Source organism: Spirillospora sp. NPDC052242, from assembly GCF_040679555.1.
Classification (GTDB): domain Bacteria; phylum Actinomycetota; class Actinomycetes; order Streptosporangiales; family Streptosporangiaceae; genus Spirillospora.
In genome coordinates, this window is the sequence record NZ_JBFAUZ010000067.1 from 1 (window position 1) to 17,907 (window position 17,907).

The following is a 17,907-nucleotide window of genomic DNA, read 5'->3' on the forward strand; positions in this document are numbered from 1 at the left end:
ACCAACACACTCTCCCCCCCCCCGCCCCTCTCCCTATCTGGCGGCCGGGAAACGCAACGGGGGCCCCGGCGCCGATTGCGGCGCCGGGGCCCAGAGGTACAACACCATCTACCCGGCCTCGGAAGGCCGGTCTTCCGCGTCAGCCGCCCCGATCGGGACGGGTGCGCGGGGATCGCGGATGCGTGACCGTAGACCACCGTCCAATCCGTGGAGCTGCGGTACCCGCGCGGCGTGACTGGAGCCTGCTGCGGGCGATCCCGATGGCGCCGGACCCTCCTTTCCTCGACATCACTTCCGGTACTGCGTGTTTCCTGTGTTCTCTTTCCACCGGCGACCCGTTGGCCGCCGGCCGGACCGGGCGCCGGAGCCCCTTCCACTGCGCTGGCCCCGGCACACTCGGTCCGTTCCATCCAGACCTGCCGGCAGTTCGTTCTCTGCCGCTTCTCTTGGACTTGTCTGTCTTCGATGACAGGAACAGTACCCGACTCGGCCGCGAATATCTACTTCGATCGCTACAGGTTTTGTAGATCACACTCCAGGGTTCTCTCCAGGGCCGGGCGTGGGGGCGTCACTCGGTCAGGCGGGCGCGGTGGGATTCGCCTTCGGTGAGGAAGGACGCCAGCAGTTCGCCCTCGTCGAGCACGGCGGTGCGGTCGGGGGCGGTGAGGCGGCGCAGCGGGGTGACGGTGACGGTGGCCGCGTCGAGGGTCCAGGTGGCGGCGACGCGGCCGTCGACGAGGACGGCGCGCTCGCCGGCGACCGAGAGGCCGCGGTGGGCGTCGTCGATGATGCGGGAGCGGTCGCGGTAGCCGAGGATCGCGTTGTCGAACGCCGGGAGGAAGCGGACGGGGGCGGGCGTGCCCGGGTCGGGGCGCGGGGCGCCGGGGAGGTCGAGCAGTTCGCGGCCCCGCTCGTCCCGGAAGGCGACCAGTTCGTCGCGGACGGCGGCGACGGCGGCGGGCAGCCCGGCGAGGCCGCACCAGGCGCGGAGGTCGGCCGTGGACGCGGGGCCGAACGAGGCGAGGTAGCGGCGGACGAGCGCCTGGCCGACCGGGTCCGCGGGGTCGGGCGGCAACGGGTCGGCGTCGCGGCCGAGCCAGGACGCGAGGCTCACGTTGCGGACGCCCGCCCTGGTGCGCCACAGCCCGCGCGGGGGCGCCTGCACCATCGGGACGAGCGCGGCGACCAGCATCTCGCCGACCGCGCGGCGGGACGGCACCGGACGGTCGAGGGCCTGCACGAGTTCGGTCATGGTGCGGGCGCGTCCGTCCGCCGTCACCGCGCGGCCCGCGGCGGCGAGGTCGTCCAGGTCGACGCCGGCGAGCTCGCGGCGGTAGACGCCGAGGACGCGCTGCCGCAGCATCGCGTGGTGCCGGGCGCGCCAGGCGAGGGCGTCGGCGGCGGTGACGAGGTGGACGGTCCGGCGCATGAGGTGCGTGCGGACGGCGGTGCGGGCGGTCAGGGCGGCCGAGAGGGCCGCCGGGTCGAACGCGCGCAGCCGGGACCAGAGGCCGGTGAACGGTTCCTGCGGCTCCTGGGCCTGGAGGCCGCAGAGGTGCGCGATCGCGTCGGGCACCGGAAGGCCGGAGCGTTCGAGGAGGAGCTGCCGGGCGAGCGTCGCGCGGTTGAGGGCCCGGTCGTCCAGGACGGTCATGCGCGGCCTCCGTGGTCGCGTGGGGCGGGCCGCCCGCCGCCCGGGGACGGCGGGCGGGGGCGGTCAGGACGCGGTGTACTCGGTGGCGACGTCCAGCACCCAGGTGACGCCGAAACGGTCCTTCAGCATCCCGTAGAGGGGCGCCCACTGCGCCGGGCCGAGCGGCTGCACGACGGTCGCGCCGTCGGCGAGCTTGTCCCAGTACGCGGTGATCTCGTCGGCGTCGTCGCCGCGGACCGAGACGAAGAACGCGTTCTCCCCCTGGTTCCACGGCAGGGCGGACGGCACGTCGTAGGCCATCACCCGGAAGCCGTTGCCGGCGTCCACCTGGCCCCACGTGACGTTGTCCGCGTCGGCTTCGTCCTGGACGTTCCCGGTGTCCTTGTACGTGACGACGGCGAGGTCGCCGCCGAAGACGGACTGGTAGAAGGTCAGCGCCGCGCGGGCGTCGCCCCGGAAGTTGAGGTGGGTCACGGCCTTGACCGGCATGTTCGGCTCCCTGTTCGTTCGGCTCGGTGTTCGTTCGGTTCGGTGTTCGTTCGGTTCGAGGCCCACACTGGCAGGGGTAGCGGACAGGGTGTGGCCGCTACTTCCGGGAGGATGGTGCGCATGCAGAAAACTTCGGCGCGGCTGCTGGCGCTGCTCTCGCTGCTGCAGACGCGCCGGGACTGGCCGGGGGCGCTGCTGGCCGAGCGGCTGGACATCAGCCCGCGGACGGTGCGCCGGGACGTCGACCGGCTGCGCGAGCTCGGGTACCCGGTCGTCGCGATCAAGGGGCCGGACGGCGGGTACCGGCTGGACGCGGGCGCGGAGCTGCCCCCGCTGCTGTTCGACGACGAGCAGGCCGTCGCCCTCGCCGTCGCGCTGCAGACGGCCGTCACGAGCGGCGCCGGGATCGAGGAGGCGGCGGCGCGCGCGCTGACCACCGTCCGGCAGGTGATGCCGGCCCGGTTGCGGCACCGGGTCGACACCCTGCGGGTCACGGCCGTCGAACCGCGGGGACGTCCGCGGGTGGACGGCGGCGTGCTGGTCGCGGTCGGCGCCGCCGTCCGGGCGCGCGAGGTGCTCCGGTTCGGCTACCGCGACGCGACGCGCCGGGTCGAGCCGCACCATCTCGTGACCTGGGGCGGCCGCTGGTACCTCGTCGCGTGGGACCTGGACCGGGACGACTGGCGCACCTTCCGCGCGGACCGCATCGTCCCGCGCATCCCCACCGGCCCCCGTTTCGCGCCGCGCGAGCTGCCCGCGGACGACGTCGCCGCGTTCGTCACCGGGCGGTTCCGGGGCGGTTCGGACGACTGGCCGTGCCGGGGCGAGGTGATCCTCGAGCTGCCGGCCGACGAGGCGTCGCCGTTCGTCCGCGACGGGATCGTCGAGGCGCTCGGGCCGGACCGGTGCCGGCTGGTGCTCGGGTCCTGGTCGTGGACGGGCCTGGCCGCGGCGATCGGACGGTTCGACGCCGCCGTCGAGGTCGTCGGCCCGGCGGAGCTGCGGGACGCCTTCGCGCGGCTCGCCCGCCGCTACGCGGACGCGGCGGGCCTCACTCCTCCCACCGAGCCGCCGCGATCCGCCGCCGGATGACCTCGTCGTGCAGGGCGGCGGGGCCGCCCGGCGCGTCGGCGGAGTCGTCGGCGACGGCGCGCGCGGGGTCGACCAGGCGGCGCAGCCCGATCCGCATCATCCGCTGGTCGATGGCGGCGAGCCCCGAGAGGCCGAGGAGCGTCACGCCCTGGTCGAGGGCGGCGAGGAGGGCGCCGACCTCGGCGGCGGCGAGCCGTTCGTCGTCCGCGGCCCGGCGGATGGTGGCGCTGCAGCCGCAGGCGCACGTGCCGATCGACGGCCTCACCCTGGCGGGGGCCGTCCGGGTGGCCGCCCGGCTGCGCGGGATGGGCGCCCGGGAGGCCCGCGCCGCGCGCCGCGGGGCGGGTGGGGGTGGTCAGGTGGCGAGGCCGCGGCGGTAGGCGTAGACGACGGCCTGGACGCGGTCGCGGAGGTCGAGTTTCGTGAGGATGCGGGAGACGTACGTCTTGACGGTCTCCTGGCTGATCACGAGGGTCGCGGCGATCTCGCTGTTGGAGCGGCCGTCGGCGATGAGGCGCAGGACCTCGAGTTCGCGGGGGGTCAGCGGGACGTCGTCCGGTGCGCCGTCGGCGGGACGGATGCGCGCGGCGTAGCGGCCGACGAGTTTGCGGGTGACCTCCGGCGCGAGGAGCGCGGCGCCCGTCGCGACGGTGCGGATGCCGTGCAGGAGCTGGGCGGGCGGGGCGTCCTTGAGCAGGAACCCGCTCGCTCCGGCGCGCAGCGCCTCGTAGACGTACTCGTCGAGGTTGAACGTGGTGACGACGAGGACCTTGACGGGGTTCGCGACGCCGGCGCCCGCGAGCAGGCGGGTCGCCTCGATGCCGTCGAGGACGGGCATCCGGACGTCCATGACGACCATGTCCGGGTTCAGTTCGCGGGCGAGGTCGACGGCGGCGCGCCCGTCGCCGCACTCGCCGACGACCTCCAGGTCGGGCTGCGCGTCGATGATCGTGGTGAACCCGGTGCGGATCAGCGCCTGGTCGTCGCAGACCAGGACCCGGACGGGCGCGGTCACGACGGGCTCCCGGCGGGGATGCGGGCGCGGACGACGAAGCCGCCGTCGGGGGCCGGGCCCGCGTCGAACTCGCCGCCGAGGCCGTCGACCCGTTCGCGGAGCCCCGCGAGGCCCCGTCCGCTCCCGCCGGGCGACGCGGCCGCCGAGCCCGGGCCGTGGGTGCCGACCTCCACCGTGATCTCCTTCTCGCCGTAGTGGACGTTGACCACGGTGGGGTTGCCGTGGGCGTACTTGAGGGCGTTCGTCAGGGACTCCTGGACGACGCGGTAGATGGTGAAGTCGGCGCTTCCGGCGGTCGCCGTGCCCTCCTCGGTGAACTCGACCGGCTGCCCGGCGCGGCGCGTCTGCTCGACGAGCGTCTGGAGTTCGCCGACGGCCGGCTTCGCGGGCTCGTCGTGGTCGGGGTTGAGCAGGTCGAGGAGGTGCCGCAGGTCGGAGATGGCGCGGCGGCCGGTGTCGGTGACCGAGCCCAGGGTCTCGTCGAGGCGTTCGGGGGCGGCGGTCAGGTACCGGGCGGCCTCGGCCTGGACGACCATCGCGGTGACGTGGTGGGTGACGACGTCGTGGAGTTCGCGGGCGATGCGGGTGCGTTCGGCGGCGCGGGTGGCGGCGGCGACGTGGCGGCGGCGTTCGGCCTCGACGGCGCGGGTGTAGCGGAACCAGGCGCCGATGCCCCAGGCGAAGCACGCCGCCAGGAAGAAGGTCGAGAACCCGCCGACGCCCTCGGTCGAGCCGAGGCGGTGCAGCCCGATCGCGAGCGGCACGTACGCGGCGGTGAGGAGGACGGCGGTGGCGCGCCGGTACCGCTCCAGGTGGGCACCGGCGCTGAGCAGCGCGATCGCGAGGCCGCTGCCCGCGAACGTGTGGTAGCCGGACAGCTGGTCGATGGCGAAACCGATCGCCGTCAGGACGAGGCAGGCGGCCGTCCAGCGGCGGCGCACGATGAGCGGGAGGCTCTGCAGGGCGACCGCGACGACCGCGAGGGCGTCGTAGGGGCGGTCCGGGAGGTCGCCGAGCTGCGTTCCCTGGCTCTGGAACGGCGGGAGGACGGACCCGACGGCCAGGAACAGCGCGACCGGGGCGTCCCGCACCGTGACGTCCAGTCGCCGCCACACGTCGGGGGCCCGGCGGAGCTCGATCATCACTGGGCGAGCGTAGCGTTAGCGGCGGCCCGGTCGCGGCGTCGTCGCGGAACCAGGTTGCCGCGCCGGTGGGCGATCCGCAGGAACACGATGGTGAGGACGGCGCCCGCGAGCACCGCGAACCCGCTCGCCTCCGGGCCGAACTCCCCGCCGCTCAGCAGGACCGAACCGGACGTCGTCCCCTCCAGCAGGCCCTCGGAGTCGCCGTTCCCGGACACCTGGGTGCTGAAGATGCCGCCCTGGACGAAGTTCCACGCGAAGTGCAGGCCGATCGGCAGCCACAGGGTGCGGGTGGCGGCGTAGGCGGCGGCGAGCATGCAGCCCGCCTCGATGGCGATGGCGGTCGCGCCCCACAGATCGGCGTCCGGGTTGGCGATGTGCGCGAGACCGAACACCAGGCCGGACAGGCCCAGCGCCAGATAGGTGCCGATGCGTTCCTCGATGATCCGGAAGAGGACGCCGCGGAAGAGCAGCTCCTCGGTCACCGCGGCGGCGGCCATGAAGCCGAGGATCCCGATGGCTCCGGTCACCGAGCCGAAGCCGTCGATCCGGTAGCCGCCGAGGAGGTAGATGATCCCGATGACCGCCGCGAACATCGCGGTGCCGATCAGCATGCCGCGTACGGTCGCGGAGCGGGCGCCCTGCGCGGCCACCTCGGTGACGGCGCGGCGCTCGGTGCGGCGCACGATCCAGGCGTAGGCGGGGACGGAGAGGACGGCCGTCGCGAGGCCGGCGAGGAGGGTGAGGAACCAGCTGTCCTGGACGGCGCCGGCGACCGTGGTTCCGACGAACGCGACCGCCGCGACGGTCAGGAACTGCTTCAGAAGTCGCATGATGCCCTTTCGGAGTCGCCGCGCCCGGTGCGCCGCGAACAAGGAAGACGCTATGGATCAAGGGGGTCGCGCATCTTCCCCGCACGGTGGACATTCGCGGGTAGCTCGCACGGGGGACAGCGGGCTCCGCGGCGCTTTCCGTCGCCGGGCACGAAGGCGTCCCGGTGTTCTTGTCACCGGCGGCGTGGTGGGCCGAATCTCTAACAGATAGCGTCGTCTGTATGAGCATGGGACGACGGGTACGGCGCGGGCTCGCGGCGCTGTCGATCGCGGTGGCGGCGGGGGCGGTGACCGCGCCGCCCGCGGCGGCGGAGGCGGCGTACCCGGTGGGCGACGTCGGGACGGCGGTGAGCAACTTCTTCCTCAGCCCGGACGCCGTCGCCGGGGCGAACGACTGGGACTGCGAACCGTCGCCCGAGCACCCGAACCCGGTGGTGATCGTGCACGGGACGACGTCCAACCTCGGCTCGGCGGGCGCGATGCTCGCGCCGACCCTCGCGAACGCCGGGTACTGCGTCTACGGGTTCAACTACGGCGGGACGCACCTGACGCTGGGCCGCGTCTACGGGCTCGGCGACATCGCGGAGTCGGCGCGGACGATGAGCGCGTTCGTCGACCGGGTGCTGGCCGAGACCGGGGCCGCCGAGGTCGACGTGGTCGGCGGCTCCCAGGGCGGCATGATGCCGAACTACTACATCAAGCGGCTCGGCGGCGCCGCCAAGGTGCGCACCCTGGTCGCGCTCGCGCCGACCAACCACGGCACGACCATGAACGGCCTCGTCGACCTCGGCCGGCAGCTCGGCGTGCTCGGGCTGGTCAACGACTTCCTGCGGTTCGTCGGCTCGCCCGCGCACGTCCAGCAGGAGGCGGGGTCGGAGTTCCAGGAGGCGCTGTTCGCCGACGGCGACACCGTCCCCGGCGTCCGGTACGTGACGGTCGCGACCGCGCACGACACGACCGTCACCCCGTACACCAACTCGTTCCTGCACGGCGGCGACTCGACCAACATCCTGCTGCAGGACCTGTGCCCCGACGACCCGGTGGGCCACGCCGGAATCGGGTACGACGGGCCGGTCATGCAGATCGTCCTCAACGCCCTCGGCCCGGACGACCCGGCGTTCACGCCCGAGTGCACCGGCTACGGCCCGCCCGCCTGACCTCGGCCCCTCAGCCGAGGGACGCGGCGAACTCCAGGACGCGCGCCGCGTCGCCGAACGGGGCGATCAGCAGGTCGGTGGCCCCCGCGTCGGCGAAGCGGCGCAGCTCCGCGGCGACGGCCGTCTTGTCCCCCGCGATGACCGTCTCGTGCACGCCCGAGAGCCCCTGGCGGTCGAGGGTCGCCCGGTAGGCGTCGAAGTCGGTCGCGGCGGCGAACCGTTCGGCGATGTCGCGGCGGACGGCGTCCGGGTCGGTGGTGAGGGCGACGAGGACGCCCGCGAGCACGCGGGGCGCGGGACGTCCGGCGGACTCGGCGGCGGCGGTGATGCGCGGCACGACGTGGTCGGCGATCGTGGCGGCGCCCGTCCAGGTCGTGACGGTGCCGTCGACGAGCTCCCCCGCGATGCGCAGCATCGCCGGGCCGAGCGCGGAGAGCAGCACCGGCGGCGGGGTCGTGCCGGGCGCGTCCACCTTGCCGACCGCGGTCAGCGTCTCGCCGCGGTGGGCGGCGTCCTCGCCGCGCAGCAGCGGGCGGAGCGCGGTCAGGTACTCGCGCGTGTGCCGCGCGGGACGGTCGTAGGGGATGCCGTGCCCGTCCTCGATGATCGGCCGGTGGCTCGGCCCGATGCCGAGGGCGAGGCGGCCGCCCGCCATCGCCTGCGCGGTGAGCGCCTGGCTCGCCAGCGCGAGGGGGTGCCGCGGGTACGTCGGGACGATCGCCGTGCCGACCTCGATGCCGGGCACCTCCCGCCCGGCGACCGCCGCGGTCATGAGGGCGTCGAAGGACGAGCCGTGCCCGAAGAACGCGCTCGCGAGCCCGGCGTCGCGGGCGAGGCGGGCCTGGGCGACGAGGCCGTCCAGCGGGGCGCCGCCGGCGATGGTGAACAGTCCGATGCGCATGATCGCTCCAACCTGAACCGGATCTTCCGGTTCCGCTCCGCCAGGGTAACCTGAATCCGTGGTTCCGGTTGACCCTGGACGGAGGACGATGCGAGCCGACGCGCGCCGCAACCGCGAGCGGATCGTCGCCTGCGCCCTCGACCTGTTCGCCGAGCACGGGCCCGGCGTCGGCATGGAGGACATCGCGCGCGGGGCGGGGCTCGGCGTGGGCACCCTCTACCGGCACTTCCCCGACCGCCGGGCGCTCGTCGAGGAGATCGCGGCCACCGCGCTGCGGCGGTACGGCGCGCGGATCCGCGCGCTCGCCGCTCGGGACGACCCGCGCTGGGACGTGTTCGCCGAGGTCGTCGCCTGCTCCGCGGAGCAGCCGTTCGCCCTCGTCAAGGCGCTCGCCGAGGAGGGGACGGCCCCGCCCGCCGAGCGGAACGCCCTGCAGCGGGAGGTCGACGGGCTCCTCCGGGACCTCGTCCGGGCGGCCCAGCGGGAGGGGTCGATGCGCGCCGACGTCCGTCCCGAGGAGGTCGTCGACATCCTCGGCGCCGCCGTCTGCCGGCCGGGCGCGCGCGCCGACGACGCCCTCTGCCGGGTCGTGCTGGACGGCCTCCGGCGGAGGGACGGCGCCTGAGCGGTCAGGCGGTCAGCTTCCACAGGCGGACGGTGCGGTCGTCGCTCGCGCTGGCCAGCACGGTCCCGCCGGGGTGGAAGGCGAGCGCGTTGACGCCGCCCGCGTGCCCTTCGAGCACCCGGTTCACCTCGCCCGAGGCGACGTCCCAGAGGGTGATCTCGTTCGCGCCGGCGGCGTCGGGGACGGCGGAGACGGCCAGCAGCCGCCCGTCGGGGCTGAACGCGAGGGGGCCGCTGACGTTCCCCTGGCCGGTGAGGTCGTGGAGCGTCCGGCCGGTGCTCCGGTCCCAGAGCCGGACGGGCGCGCGGACGCTGCTCGCGGCCAGGACGCGGCCGTCGCGGCCGAGGGCGACCGAGTGGACCGGCGTTCCGGCCCAGTGGAACCCCCGGAGGAACCCGCCGCTCGCGACGTCCCACAGCCGCAGGCTCTGGCCGCCCCCGGCGAGCGTGCGGCCGTCCGGGGTGAAGGCCAGCGACGCGTCCGCGTCCCCGGCGTACCGCCGGACGAGCCGGCCGGTGGCGGCGTCCCAGAGGATCGGGCCGCCGCCGTCGGGCGCGTCCGTGGCGAGGTACCGCCCGTCCGGGCTGCCCGCCATCGCGAAGAACTCCCGAGGCTGGTCGCTGCGCTCCCGCGTCGGGAGGCCGCGGAGCGCCCGGCCCGCCGCGACGTCCCAGACCTGCACACCCTCCGCCGCGCTGTACATGGTCTTGCCGTCCGGACTGAAGGCCATCGCGACGACGGGGTAGGCGTGGCCGCGCAGCGTGCGGATCGGCTCGCCGGTCTCGACGTCCCACAGCATGATCGGGCCGTCCGCGCCGCCGCTGGCGAGCGCCGTCCCGTCCGGGGTGAACGCCACCTGGGAGACCACGGCGCCGTGCCCGGTGAGGATCCGGTCTCTGATCCGCCCGCCGCCCGCCTTCCCGGACCGTCCGGTCGCGTCGGAGTCGCGCGTGGACAGCACGACGGCCGGGACGGCCACGGCGGCCGCGCCCGCGACCCCGGCCAGCAGGAAGCGGCGGCGCGGCACCCGGCGCGGGGGCACCGTGTCCGGGACCGGGCCGGACCGGGCCGGACCGGACGGCCGGCGGGGGCGGGGCGGTCGGCGGGGGCGGGGCCGCCGGCGTGCGGAGGGCGGTTTCCGCGCCGGTCAGGTACCGCAGCAGGTCGGCGGCCGTCGGGCGGTCGTCCGGCTCCTTCGCCAGGCAGGCCGCGATCAGCGTGCGCAGCTCCCCGGACACCGTCCCGAGGTCGGGCTCGCCGCCGACGATGCGCAGGACGATCGCCGGGACGGTGTCCGCGGCGAACGGGCTGCGGCCGGTGGCGGCGAACGCGAGGACCCCGCCGAGCGCGAACACGTCGCTGGGCGGCCCGACGGCGCGGGAGTGGACCTGCTCGGGCGACATGAACGCGTACGTGCCGACCACCGCGCCGGTCGCGGTGAGGACGCTCGCGTCGGCCATGCGCGCGATGCCGAAGTCGATGATCCGCGCCCCGTCCGCGGCCATGATGACGTTGCCCGGCTTGAGGTCGCGGTGGACCAGCCCGCAGGCGTGGATCGCGGCCAGCCCCTCGACGAGCTGGGCGGCGAGGGCGCGCACGCGGTCGGGCGGCAGCGGGCCGCCGTCCAGCACCAGCCGCCGCAGGGACGGGCCGGGGATGTACTCGGTGACCATCCACGGCGGGTCGTCGTGCGGTCCGGCGTCCACGACCTGCGCGGTGTGGAACCCGCCGACGCGCCGCGCCGCCGCGATCTCCCGGACGAAGCGGCGGCGCGCGGCCGCGGTGTCCGCCAGCTCGGCGCGGACGACCTTCACCACCACGTCGCGGCCGCCGGGCGAGGTCGCGAGGAACACCTCGCCCATCCCGCCCGCCCCGAGCCGTCCCCGGAGCCGGTAGGCGCCGACCTGCCGCGGGTCGTGCGGTCGCAGTGGGTCCATCGTCCCCCCTGAGGAAACTCCGACGGCGATCATGCTAAGGGTCCCGGCCGCCGCCGGTGGCGGATCCCTCCGGGCCCGTCCCGCGACCTGGGCGAATCCGGCCGGTCTCCGGGGATTCGGCGCGTTCGTCCGGGGTAGGGCGACGCGCACGGCGGGCGGCGGACGGCAAGGGACGGCGGACGATCGGGGGGCGCCGTGCGGCAACGGTGGCGGAGGCGGGTGCGCTCGGCGCGCTGGCCCGCCGGAATGGGGATCGCGGCGTGGCGGTGGCTGCGGCGGTCGCGGCGGGTGCGGCGGGGCGGGCTCCCCACGGACGCCGTCGCGGAGGTCGAGCGGCTGCCGCACCGGGACGGGAACAGGGTGCAGGACTCGCGGCAGGGCGCCGGGCCCGCGTTCCAGCGGCGGTACACGGTGCGGATCGCGGGCAGCCCGCTGACCCCGGAGCAGCTGATCGCCCGCCTGGGCGACGACCTGAACGCGGCGTCGCCGGTGGAGGTCGCCGTCTTCGACAAGACGGTCGGGACCGAGGGGCTGGTCGAGGTGGGCGACGAGTACCTCGTCCACATGCCCGGCCCGTGGAACTGCCCGGTGCGCGTGGTCGCCCGGACGCCCGTGTCGTTCCGGTTCGTGACGCTGCGCGGGCACCTGGAGGCCGGGGAGATCGAGTTCCGCGCGGCGGAGGCGCCGGACGGGCTCGTGTTCACGATCGAGTCATGGGCGCGCAGCGGCGACCGGCTGGCGAGCGCCCTCTACAGCGGGCTGCGCCTCGCGAAGGAGATGCAGCTCCACATGTGGACGCACTTCTGCGAGCGGGTCGCCGAGCTGGCCGGGGGCCGGGTGGCCGGCGAGATCGAGGTCCGCACCGAGCGGGCGGACACCTCCGGGACCGGGCCCGTCACGGGCGCGCTCGCCGCGGCGGCCGCGAAGGGCTTCGCGCTGGCGGCGCGGCTGCGCGGCGGGCGCCCGCTGCACCCCGAGGGGCTCGTCTTCGACGCCGCGCTCGTCCTGCACGGCACGCCGCGGGACTGGTGCGTCCCGTTCCTGGACGACCGCACCGTCCTGCACGGGACGGCGCGGCTGTCGCGCGCGGCCGGGACGCCGGACGCGTTCCCGGACGTCCTCGGGCTCGCGCTGCGCTGGTCGCAGGACGGCGACGGCGGCGAGGACGCGGAGCTGCTGCTGGCGACGACCGGGCACGGCCCGCTGGGGCGGCACCTGCTGCGGCCCGCGACCCGCTGGACGCCCGGCTTCTACGGTTCGCTGTTCGCGTACCGGGCGGGGGACCGGCGCGTGCTGCTCGGCGCGGCCGCGCGCGGCCCCCGGATCCGCCCGGCGGGCCTCGCGGGGCTCGCGCGCGCCGCGGACGCGCGCCCGCTGCTGTTCGACCTGGTGGTGGCGACGGAGTTCGGCCCGTGGGAGCGGTTCGGCGAGCTGCGGCTCACCGGACCGGCGCGGACGGACGCGCGCGCGCCGATCCGCTTCGATCCCGCGCGGCGCCCCGTCCGGGGGCTGCCCCCGGCGGGCCTGCTGCAGCGGGTGCGCGGCCCCGCCTACGCGGCCGTCCAGGACGTCGCCCGCCTCCGCGCCGGGGGCGCCGCCCGGCCCGATCCCGAACCGCGCCGTCTACCGGAGAAAGCACCCCGATGAGGCAAAGCGTCCCGGCGCCGCACCGGATCCACGCCGACCTGCGGCACCGTCCCCCCAACTTCGACCCGGACGAGCCGCGCACGGGGCGCGGCTGGCACGTGGACGACCTCCGCCGCCCGCTGCCGCCGGAGCCCCCGGGGCCGCCGGTCGCGGGCGGGAGCTGGGAGATCGCCCGCCGGCTCGTCCGGGACTACGCGTACGCCGACCCGGCGATCATCCGCCTCCTGCAGGGCGCGGGCCCGCCCGAGCCCGGCCGGAACATGCTGCTCGAGGGGCGGTTCTGCGGGCTGCGCTTCCACCTCGCGGTCCGCGTCGGGGACGTCGTCGACCGCGTCGTCGAGATCGGCGGGCGGCCCGCGCGGGTGTGGGGCTGGAATTACCGGACGCTGCAGGGCCACCTGGAGCGCGGCCAGATGGACCAGGAGGTCCGCAAGTGGCTCGACACGGGCGAGGTCGAGTTCCACATGCACGCCGTGTCGCGGCGGGGGCCGATCCCGAACCCGGTCGTCCGGCTCGGGTTCATGCTGTTCGGGCGCCGCACGCAGCTCAAGTTCTACCGGCGGGCGTGCCGCCGCATGGAGCGCATGACGGCGGCCGGGCTCGCCGAGCAGGAGCGGGCCCCCGTCCGGGACGCCGGGTGAGGGTCCGTTCCCCGCTCGGGTTCTCCGGCCGGTCGGGTCAGCAGGTCTCCTGGTACTCGACGAGGACGCCCGCGCCCTCGGTGGACGCGACGCCGTAGCCGCCGATGTCGCGGTAGTAGTTGTTCAGCACGTGCACCGGGTTGGCGAACCGGACGCGGGGGTGCCGCCGGCCCGTCCCGTCGAGTACGCGGCGAGCTGGGCGGCGGTCGACGCGGTCACGACGGCGCCCGCCGCGCCGCCGGTCGTCCCGCCGTTCATGCTCGCGAAGCCGACCGGCCCGTCCTGCACGGCGGCCGGGGCGGGGGCGGCGGCCGGGGCGGCGGCCGCCCGGGTCCGGACGGCCGCGCGCGGCTCGTGACTATTCGGCCGGAACCGCGTCGTGCCGCTCCCGCAGCAGCGCCTTGTGGATCTTGCCGACGGGCGTCAGCGGCACCTCGGCGGTGATCACGAACTGCCGCGGCACCTTGTAGTCGGCGAGCCGCTCCCGGCAGTACGCGGCGAGCTCGTCCGCCGTGGGCGGCGCGCCGTCCGGGCGGGGCACCACGTAGCAGCAGCCGACCTCGCCGAGGACGTCGTCGGGGACGCCGAACCCGGCGACCATCGCGACCTTCGGGTGCGCGCCGAGCACGTTCTCGATCTCCACCGGGTACACGTTGAAGCCGCCCTGGATGTACATCTCCTTCTTGCGGCCGCGCAGCACCACGTGCCCGTCCGGCTCCAGCAGCGCCATGTCGCCGGTCGCGAGCCAGCCGTCCGGCAGGAACGCCTCCGCGGTCTCCTCCGGCATGTCCCAGTAGCCCGCGGCGACGCAGCCGCCGCGGATCTGCAGCTCGCCGGTCTCCCCCGCCGGGAGGACGGCCCCGTCCGCGCCGACCGTCCGGGCCTCGAAGCCGCCGATCGCGACGCCGAGGGTGCGCGCGACCGTCTCGGCGTCGTCGCCGGTCCCGGACAGCACGCACGCGCCCGACGACTCCGACAGGCCGTACAGCCCGTACAGCGCCGCGCCGGGGAAGGCGCGGCGGATCTCCTCGCCCAGCGCGGGCTCGACGTTGGAGCCGCCCGCGACGCACGTCCGGACGGACGACACGTCCCGCTCGGGGAGGCTCGCGTGGCCGAGCATCAGCGTGAACATCGTCGGGACGGCGCTCAGCAGCGTCACCCGGTGGCGCTCGACGGCGCGCAGGGCGCCGTCCGGGCTGAACGCGGGCAGCAGCGCGACCGCCGAGCCCGCGACCAGCGCCGCCGTGATCGTGCAGGTGATGCCGCCGACGTGGTTGAACGGGAGGTGGCCGAGCAGCACGTCCCGGTCGTCCATGCCGAGGTGCGCGGCCTGCGCGGACGCCGACGCGAGCAGGCTCCCGTGCGTGATCACCGCGCCCTTCGGGCGTCCGGTGGTGCCCGAGGTGTAGAGGATCAGCAGCGGGTCGCCGGCGGTGACGGCGTCGCGCGCCGCGGCGAGGGCCGCCGGGTCGGGCGGCGCCGCGGCCAGGTCGTCGAAGGAGCCCGCGCCGGGGAAGCCGGTCCCGAAGAACACGAAGTCGCGGACGCCGGGGACCTTCGGCCGGAACCCGTCGAAGAACGCGGCGAAGTCGAACCCGCCCGCGTCGGCGGCGGCGACGACCGTCCGGGCGCCGCTCTGGCCGAGCATGTACGCCAGCTCGGCCTCCCGGTACCGGGCGCTCAGCGGGACGACGACGGCGCCGATGCGGGCCGCGCCGAAGAAGACGGCGAGCCACTGCGGGGTGTTGAGCCCGAGCAGCCCGACGCGGTCGCCGCGGCCGACGCCGCGGGCCAGCAGCCCGGACGCGACGCGGTCGGCGAGTTCGTGGAAGGCGGGGTAGGTGATGGTGTCGTCGCCGTCGTACAGGAACGTTCCGCCCCTGGCCGCCGCGTCCCGCAGTGCGGCCCCGACCGTCGTCGCCTGCATACGTCCTCCTCGCTCGGTGGACCCTCTAGGGTTTGCGTCCGACCCCCGCGTAGAACCACGTCTGCCGGGCGCGGTCCGGGTCGACCGGGTGGTCGGGACGCCACAGCGGCGCCCACACCAGTCCCGGCTCGACGGGTTCGAACTCCCCGAACAGGCCGCGGACCTGTTCGAGGGTGCGGGGCGTTCCGGGAGCGGACGTGCGGTTGTAGACCTCGACGACCTTGGCGACGACGTCGGGGACGCCGTCGGCGGAGGCGTGGGTCATGACGAGGTGGCTGCCGGGGGCGAGGGCCGCGCGGAGCTCGGCCATGATGCCGGGCGGGTCGTCCTCGTCGGGGACGAAGTGCAGGGTCGCCACGAGCAGCAGCGCGACGGGCCTGGTGAAGTCGAGGAGGTCCAGCTCCGGGTGCTCGAGGATGTCGCGGGGCCGCCGGAGGTCGGCCTCGATCATCCGGGTGACGTGCGACCCGGCGAGCAGCGCGCGGCCGTGCGCGACGACCTGGTCGTCGTAGTCGACGTAGACGACCCGGGCGTCGGGGTTCACCGCCTGCGCGATCTGGTGGACGTTCTGCTGGGTGGGCAGCCCGGTCCCGATGTCGAGGAACTGGTCGACGCCCTGCTCGGCGAGGTACCGTACCGCGCGTCCGAGAAAGGCGCGGTTCTCCCTGATCAGGACAGGGAGCGTGGGATCGGCCGCGATCGCCTCCTCGGCGCGGAGGCGGTCGGCGGTGTAATGGTCCTTGCCGCCCAGGTAGTAGTCGTACATTCGCGCAATGTTTGGCACATTCGGGTCGAATCCGCCCGCATGCCTCGGTCCCCGCACCTTTTTCTCCTCACCAGCCACCCTCATCCCACAAGCTAGTACGAAATCGCACCTACTGTGATTCGCCGGACCCGGCGTGTTCGTTCGGAAAGTCGCGCCGCCGGGACAACGTCCGGCGAGTTCGCGTGTCCGTTCCCACGTGATCGAACTCCTCTCCGGCGACCGGGCCGGCCCGGCGCCCCCCGCGGCCGACGCCGCCGCGTCGTTCAGGGCGGTCAGGGCACCTGGACCGAGCCGAGGACCTGCTCCAGGTCGCCCTGGGTCGGGAGCGCGTCGGGGACCGACACCAGCAGCAGGCCCGGCGGTCCGCCGTCGGCGCCGCCGGTGTCGACCAGCAGGATCGCCAGCGTGGTGGAGCGGACGGGCCAGCCGTTCGCCGCCGCCTGCGGGAAGTCGAGCCGGACCTGCTCCAGCCAGCCCCGCACGCCGCCCGGGAGCTCGGCGGGACCGCTGTGCGGGGACGCCTCGGTGTGCGGGATGTTGAACATCTCCCGGACGATGCGGGTCTTCACGCGGGCGGCGACGGTGCCGAGGTCGTCCGGTCCCGCGTAGTCGCCGATCTCGACGGGACGCGGCACGCCGGACACGCTGGTGGCGTTGAAGCCGACGCCGTTGCGCTCGGGCCCGATCGGCGCGATCTGCCCGGCGGTGAACATGCCGGGGCCGGTCCACGCGCCCCCGGCGTCGATCCAGGGGGCGCCGAGCCGGGCGTAGGAGAAGCCCGCCCGGTCGTCGTGGACGCGCCCGACGGCCTCCGAGGTCGTGCCCGGGGACGCCGGGGGCGTGCCCGACGGCGTCGGGCCGGACGGTGCGCCGCCCGCCCCGGTGTCCGGGGACGCGGACGGGCCGGACGGCGAGGACGCGGCGGCGCCGGGTCCCCGGCCGCCGGACCCGTCCGCCAGCAGGCCGGCGGCGACCGCCCCGCCGGCCACCAGGACGGCCACGGCGGCGACGGCGCCCAGGACGATCGCCGCGCGCCGCGCGGTCCGCCGCCCGGGGGCCGGTGCGGCGTCGTCCGGCACGGTCGGCGGGAGCGGCGGCGGGTGGGGCGGGACGGCGTCGTCCAGCCGGGCGATCTGCGCGTGCACCGGGTCGGGCAGCCACCGCTCGCCGGCGTCGGCCCCGGCGGCGCACGCCGCGAGGACGTCCGCGACCGCGGGGCGGTCCCCGGGATCCTTGGCCAGGCACGCGGCGACCAGGTCGCGCAGGTCGCCGGGCACGCCGGTCAGGTCGGGGTCCGCGTGCAGGATCCGGTACATGACGGCGGCGGGCGGCGTCCGCCCGAAGGGCGGTTCGCCGGTGGCGGCGAACGCCAGCACCGACCCGAGGGCGAACACGTCGGCGGGCGGCCGGATCTCCCGGTCGCCCCGGGCCTGCTCGGGCGCCATGTACGCCACGGTGCCGACGATCGCGCCGGTCGCGGTGCCCGAGGTGTCCTCCAGCGCCCGGACGATCCCGAAGTCGATCACGCGGGGGCCGTCCGCGGCCAGGATCACGTTGCCGGGCTTCAGGTCGCGGTGCACCAGCCCGCAGGCGTGCACGGCGGCGAGGCCCTCGGCGAGCCCCGCGCCCAGCGTCCGGACGGTGCGGACCGGCAGCGGCCCGTGGTCGGCGACGGCGTCCTGCAGCGAGGGCCCGGGGACGTACGCGGTGACGAGCCAGGGCCGGTCGGCGTGCGGGTCGGCGTCCACGACCTGCGCGGTGTAGAAGCCGCCGACCCGCCGCGCCGCCGCCACCTCGGCGGCGAACCGGCGGCGGAACCCGCCGTCGGCGGCGTACTCGGCGCGGATCAGCTTCACCGCCACCGGACGCCCGCCGGGCGACCGGCCGAGGAACACCTGGCCCATCCCGCCGCCGCCGAGCCGCGCCGTCAGCGCGTAGGGGCCCACGGCGGCCGGGTCGTCGTCGCGAAGCGGCTCCACCGCCGCACCTCCCGTTCGGGATCATCTGCCAGAGGAGACGCGCGGCGCGCGGGCCCGGTTCGCGGGACCGCGGCCGGTTCCGGCCGCGGTCCCGGGGTCGGA

The 17,907-nt window shown here is 75.7% G+C and carries 17 protein-coding genes and 1 pseudogene; 6 read left to right on the forward strand and 12 right to left on the reverse strand.

Translation table 11 applies throughout. The features are described from left to right. Nucleotides 1–568 precede the first annotated feature (568 nt). Complete coding sequence (locus AB0L25_RS37005; protein ID WP_500177792.1) at nt 569–1,654, reverse strand: winged helix DNA-binding domain-containing protein; 1,086 nt, start codon at nt 1,652–1,654, stop codon at nt 569–571. Nucleotides 1,655–1,717: 63 nt separating this feature from the next. Beyond that, nucleotides 1,718–2,143 carry a VOC family protein gene (locus AB0L25_RS37010; RefSeq protein WP_500177794.1) on the reverse strand — a complete coding sequence of 142 codons (426 nt, stop codon included), beginning with the start codon at nt 2,141–2,143 and terminating at the stop codon, nt 1,718–1,720. Between the two features lie 120 nt (nt 2,144–2,263). Here AB0L25_RS37010 and AB0L25_RS37015 point away from each other — a divergent pair, with 120 nt between their 5' ends. Beyond that, the gene (locus tag AB0L25_RS37015; protein ID WP_500177795.1) at nt 2,264–3,235 is read left to right on the forward strand and encodes a helix-turn-helix transcriptional regulator; all 972 of its coding nucleotides are present in this window, start codon (nt 2,264–2,266) and stop codon (nt 3,233–3,235) included. Here the strand turns inward: AB0L25_RS37015 and AB0L25_RS37020 are convergent. The 4 genes from AB0L25_RS37020 to AB0L25_RS37035 all read right to left on the reverse strand — a co-directional run bounded on the left by AB0L25_RS37020 (nt 3,195) and on the right by AB0L25_RS37035 (nt 6,225). Then, nucleotides 3,195–3,500: a hypothetical protein gene (locus AB0L25_RS37020; protein WP_500177797.1), complete on the reverse strand. Its 306-nt coding sequence runs from the start codon at nt 3,498–3,500 to the stop codon at nt 3,195–3,197. The two genes, AB0L25_RS37015 and AB0L25_RS37020, sit on opposite strands and share 41 nt — an antisense overlap. A gap of 90 nt (nt 3,501–3,590) precedes the next feature. Continuing rightward, complete coding sequence (locus tag AB0L25_RS37025) at nt 3,591–4,250, reverse strand: response regulator (RefSeq protein ID WP_500177799.1); 660 nt, start codon at nt 4,248–4,250, stop codon at nt 3,591–3,593. Continuing rightward, a complete protein-coding gene (locus AB0L25_RS37030) occupies nt 4,247–5,392 on the reverse strand; it encodes a sensor histidine kinase (RefSeq protein WP_500177800.1) in 1,146 nt (381 codons plus the stop codon). The genes AB0L25_RS37025 and AB0L25_RS37030 overlap by 4 nt, the downstream gene beginning before the upstream one ends. Beyond that, a complete protein-coding gene (locus tag AB0L25_RS37035) occupies nt 5,392–6,225 on the reverse strand; it encodes a CPBP family intramembrane glutamic endopeptidase (RefSeq protein WP_500177802.1) in 834 nt (277 codons plus the stop codon). Before AB0L25_RS37035 ends, AB0L25_RS37030 begins: the two co-directional genes overlap by 1 nt. 221 nt (nt 6,226–6,446) lie before the next feature. On the opposite strand from AB0L25_RS37035, the gene AB0L25_RS37040 reads away from it, so the two are divergent. Next, entirely contained in the window at nt 6,447–7,382 is a 936-nt protein-coding gene (locus tag AB0L25_RS37040) for an esterase/lipase family protein (protein WP_500177804.1), read from the forward strand. A gap of 10 nt (nt 7,383–7,392) precedes the next feature. Here the strand turns inward: AB0L25_RS37040 and AB0L25_RS37045 are convergent, their stop codons facing one another. Next, nucleotides 7,393–8,283, reverse strand: coding sequence for a TIGR03564 family F420-dependent LLM class oxidoreductase (locus tag AB0L25_RS37045; protein WP_500177806.1), 891 nt, complete (start codon nt 8,281–8,283; stop codon nt 7,393–7,395). An 88-nt stretch (nt 8,284–8,371) separates the two neighbouring features. Here AB0L25_RS37045 and AB0L25_RS37050 point away from each other — a divergent pair, with 88 nt between their 5' ends. Continuing rightward, nucleotides 8,372–8,908, forward strand: coding sequence for a TetR/AcrR family transcriptional regulator (locus AB0L25_RS37050; RefSeq protein ID WP_500177808.1), 537 nt, complete (start codon nt 8,372–8,374; stop codon nt 8,906–8,908). 4 nt (nt 8,909–8,912) lie between these two features. On the opposite strand, the gene AB0L25_RS37055 is transcribed toward AB0L25_RS37050, so the two are convergent. Together AB0L25_RS37055 and AB0L25_RS37060 are read right to left on the reverse strand one after the other, a co-directional pair. Continuing rightward, the gene (locus tag AB0L25_RS37055; RefSeq protein WP_500177809.1) at nt 8,913–9,935 is read right to left on the reverse strand and encodes a WD40 repeat domain-containing protein; all 1,023 of its coding nucleotides are present in this window, start codon (nt 9,933–9,935) and stop codon (nt 8,913–8,915) included. 184 nt (nt 9,936–10,119) lie between these two features. Beyond that, a pseudogene (locus AB0L25_RS37060) lies at nt 10,120–10,878 on the reverse strand (serine/threonine-protein kinase); the annotation flags it as partial. 186 nt (nt 10,879–11,064) lie between these two features. On the opposite strand from AB0L25_RS37060, the gene AB0L25_RS37065 reads away from it, so the two are divergent. The 3 genes from AB0L25_RS37065 (at nt 11,065) to AB0L25_RS37075 (ending at nt 13,491) form a co-directional block, all read left to right on the forward strand. Then, nucleotides 11,065–12,492, forward strand: a complete 1,428-nt coding sequence (locus AB0L25_RS37065) for a DUF1990 family protein (protein WP_500177811.1) — start codon at nt 11,065–11,067, stop codon at nt 12,490–12,492. Further along, a complete protein-coding gene (locus AB0L25_RS37070) occupies nt 12,489–13,133 on the forward strand; it encodes a DUF1990 family protein (protein ID WP_500177812.1) in 645 nt (214 codons plus the stop codon). The genes AB0L25_RS37065 and AB0L25_RS37070 overlap by 4 nt, the downstream gene beginning before the upstream one ends. Nucleotides 13,134–13,263: 130 nt before the next feature. Next, nucleotides 13,264–13,491, forward strand: coding sequence for a hypothetical protein (locus AB0L25_RS37075; protein ID WP_500177813.1), 228 nt, complete (start codon nt 13,264–13,266; stop codon nt 13,489–13,491). Here the strand turns inward: AB0L25_RS37075 and AB0L25_RS37080 are convergent, their stop codons facing one another. The 3 genes from AB0L25_RS37080 to AB0L25_RS37090 all read right to left on the reverse strand — a co-directional run bounded on the left by AB0L25_RS37080 (nt 13,492) and on the right by AB0L25_RS37090 (nt 17,805). Next, nucleotides 13,492–15,060 carry a class I adenylate-forming enzyme family protein gene (locus AB0L25_RS37080; RefSeq protein WP_500177815.1) on the reverse strand — a complete coding sequence of 523 codons (1,569 nt, stop codon included), beginning with the start codon at nt 15,058–15,060 and terminating at the stop codon, nt 13,492–13,494. It lies immediately after the preceding gene. 25 nt (nt 15,061–15,085) lie between these two features. Further along, on the reverse strand, nt 15,086–15,910 hold the full coding sequence (locus tag AB0L25_RS37085) for an SAM-dependent methyltransferase (protein ID WP_500177817.1): 825 nt from the start codon (nt 15,908–15,910) through the stop codon (nt 15,086–15,088). 188 nt (nt 15,911–16,098) lie between these two features. Beyond that, nucleotides 16,099–17,805 carry a serine/threonine-protein kinase gene (locus AB0L25_RS37090; RefSeq protein ID WP_500177819.1) on the reverse strand — a complete coding sequence of 569 codons (1,707 nt, stop codon included), beginning with the start codon at nt 17,803–17,805 and terminating at the stop codon, nt 16,099–16,101. Nucleotides 17,806–17,907 lie beyond the last annotated feature (102 nt).